Genomic DNA, 2608 nt, shown 5'->3' with positions numbered 1-2608 from the left:
CCACCGGCTATCCGGCGTTCACCCGGGCGCTTCGAAGGCTCAGCGCCGAGTATGCGTTCCGGGATGTCACCTGGCACGACGTGCTCCGCGTGGTCCGGGAGGAGACCGCTCCGGAGCGCCGGCCGGCGCTCGACACCGCGCGGGCTCACTGGTTCCAGCGAACCGGCGCGCCGGAGTTCGCACTCGAATGGCGACGGGACGGAGCAGTGATTCGCGGCACGATCAACCAGACCGCTCCGCATTACGAGACGACTATCGAGATCGTCCCCGTCGGTCAGGGGTGCTCCGGCACCCCGCATGAAGTTCGGGTGCGCGGCGCGGCGACCTCGTTCGAGATCCGTCGGCCCGGCTGTACGGCCGACAGCGTCGCCCTGGATCCATACTACCGGACGCTCCGGTGGACGCCGGAGTTGCGCGCAGCGGCGCTCTCGCTCGCCGGAGTTACGCGCGCCGAGCTGCTCCGACGGCAGGGACAGCTGCAGGCAGCACGCGAGCAGTACGAACGCGTGCTCGCTGAAGGCGTCCCGGTGCCCGACCGCTACTTCGTCCGGTACTTTGCCGAGAATGGGCTTGCCCGCGTGCTGCTTTCGCTCGAGGACCGCGACGGAGCGCGCGCCCACTTCCAGGCCGCACTCATGGCTGCGAGCCGGCCCCCGGACGGGACTGCGTCGGTACTGTTCGAGCTCGCCCGCATCGCACATGCGGCCGGAGACCACGGCGCCTTGCGGAGGTACGTAGACGAGGTCATTACCGCAGAGTCCCTCAGCGGCAACCCGTCCGGACTGGCAGGGCCGGCACGCGCACTGCTCCAATCGGTCGGCTCCCCGTGAGGTGCCGGGACGGCAAGCGGTTGGGTAGGGCAGGCAGGAAAAAACGGCCGCGGTGATGCCCGGAATTTCGAACGGCGGCATTACTGAGATCGATGCTTCGAGGCCGGCTCCGGAGTGGTCCCGGAGCCGGCCTCGGCGTCTTCATCGGTGCGGCGCGTGCGCTAGATATGCAGCGCGTGGCCGAGGGCGGCGAGGGCCGCTTCGGCGACGGCTTCGGAGAGGGTGGGGTGCGGGTGCATCGCCCGGTCCATCTCCTCGACGGTGCTCTCCAGGTGCCGGCCCACCACGAACTCGGCGATCAGCTCCGTGGCGTGCGGCCCCACGATGTGCGCGCCCACGATCTCGCTGTACTTGGTGTCGCGGATCACCTTGATGAAGCCGTCGGTCTCGCCCGCGGTGAGCGCGCGGCCGTTGGCGATCCAGGGGAATTTGCCCACCTGGATGTCGAGCCCCTTTTCGCGCGCCTGCTCCTCCGTCAGCCCCACGGAGGCGACCTCGGGGTGGCAGTAGGTGCAGTTGGGGATGTTGTTGTAGTCGATCCCCGCGTGCGGGTCGCCGTGGATGCCCTCGATGCAGGCGATGCCCTCGTGCGAGCCCTTGTGCGCCAGCAGCGGCGGCCCGGCCACGTCGCCGATGGCGTAGATGCCCTCGACGTTGGTGCGCATCTGCCGGTCTACGCCGATGAAGCCGCGGTCCGTCAGCTTCACCCCGGCCGTCTCCAGCCCCAGGTCGTCCACCAGCGGCACCCGGCCGATGGCCGAAAGCACCCGCTCTGCCTCCAGCGTCTGCGAGCCGCCCTTGGCGTCGGTGATGGTCAGCGTCACGCCGTTCTTGCCGATCTCGGCCTTCTGCAGCGACACGCTGGTGAGGATGTTCATCCCCCGCTTCTTGTAGCTCTTTTCCACCACGGCCGAGCAGTCGCGGTCTTCCAGCGGCAGCACGCGGTCGGCCATTTCGATGATGGTGACCTTGGTGCCGAAGGCCGCGTACACGTCGGCGAACTCGCAGCCGATGGCCCCCGCGCCCACCACGGCCAGCGTCCTGGGCGCCTCCTGGGCCATCATGGCGTCGGTGCTGTCCCAGACGCGGTCGTGGTCGATCTTCAGGAACGGCAGGTCGCGCGGCTTGCTGCCGGTGGCGATGATCACGTGCTTGGCGCTGACGGTCTGCTTGCCGCCGTCCTTGGCCGTGACCTCCACCTGGCCCTTGCCCGCCAGCCGGCCGCGCCCGGGGATGTGCGTGACCTTGTTCTTCTTGAACAGGCCGGCCACGCCCTTGGTCAGCCGGTCGGAAACCTGCCGCGAGCGCTTGACGGCCTGCGCCATGTCGGTCCTGATCTCGCCCACGTTTAAGCCGAACTCCTTGGCGTGGGCCAGGTGCTGGATCATGGCCGCGCTTTCCAGCAGGGCCTTGGTGGGAATGCAGCCGATGTTCAGGCACACCCCGCCCAGGAACGTCTCCTCGACGCACGCCGTCTTGTATCCGAGCTGCGCGGCCTTGATGGCGGCCACATAGCCGCCCGGCCCGGCGCCGATCACCACGATGTCGAAGCTGTTGTCCGCCAACGCTCACCTCAGGTTGCGAGTGGTCGCAGTCCGCCGCGCGAGCGACGGGGGGAGCAAAGTAGGGAGTGTGGCGCGGGGGAGCAACAACGGCGGGTGTCACGCGGAGGCGCGGAGGTCGCGGAGAGAAGAAAGAGAAGAGCAGAGACAGGTTTCACGCGACCCGCCATCCGCTCTCCTCTTCTTTTTTCTCCGCAGTTCTCCGCGACCTCCGCG

2 protein-coding genes are annotated in these 2608 nt (G+C 68.6%); one reads left to right on the top strand and one right to left on the bottom strand.

Annotation, left to right across the window (positions count from 1 at the left end):
* Positions 1–830, top strand: an 830-nt coding sequence (locus VIB55_RS24960) for a hypothetical protein (RefSeq protein ID WP_331879408.1), incomplete at its 5' end; no start/stop codon positions are given.
* Positions 831–991: 161 nt separating this feature from the next.
* Here the strand turns inward: VIB55_RS24960 and lpdA are convergent.
* Positions 992–2395: a dihydrolipoyl dehydrogenase gene (gene lpdA, locus VIB55_RS24955; RefSeq protein ID WP_331879407.1), complete on the bottom strand. Its 1404-nt coding sequence runs from the start codon at positions 2393–2395 to the stop codon at positions 992–994.
* Positions 2396–2608: the final 213 nt, after the last annotated feature.

The sequence above is a fragment of the Longimicrobium sp. genome, from assembly GCF_036554565.1.
Classification (GTDB): domain Bacteria; phylum Gemmatimonadota; class Gemmatimonadetes; order Longimicrobiales; family Longimicrobiaceae; genus Longimicrobium.
This window is presented reverse-complemented; position numbering and strand designations above follow the sequence as displayed.